This window comes from Aquimarina pacifica (genome assembly GCF_000520955.1).
Lineage (GTDB): Bacteria > Bacteroidota > Bacteroidia > Flavobacteriales > Flavobacteriaceae > Aquimarina > Aquimarina pacifica.
Genome location: NZ_JACC01000017.1, coordinates 1 through 278, shown reverse-complemented (window position 1 = coordinate 278; position 278 = coordinate 1). Strand labels below are relative to the sequence as shown.

Here is a 278-nt window from a genome sequence, read left to right as displayed (position 1 = left end):
ATAAAAAAAACCCTTCATAGTATTATGAAGGGTTTTCAAGGAAGGCGGCGACCTACTCTCCCACGGATTGTAGTACCATTGGCGCTAACGGGCTTAACTTCTCTGTTCGGAATGGTAAGAGGTGAGCCCCGATGCTATAACCACCTTAAGCTGTTATTAGTACCTAAGTATTGAGTAGTTAGTAAGGAGATAAAATCTCTATACTTTGTACTATATACTTACTACTAACATAATAAGTTAACATATTGATTTAAAAATACAATACTTAAAAGAGGGTA

General features: G+C 36.0%; 1 rRNA gene. It reads right to left on the bottom strand.

Annotation, left to right across the window (positions count from 1 at the left end):
* Window positions 1-39: 39 nt before the first annotated feature.
* Window positions 40-148 (bottom strand): 5S ribosomal RNA (gene rrf / locus DZ60_RS0110995).
* Window positions 149-278: the final 130 nt, after the last annotated feature.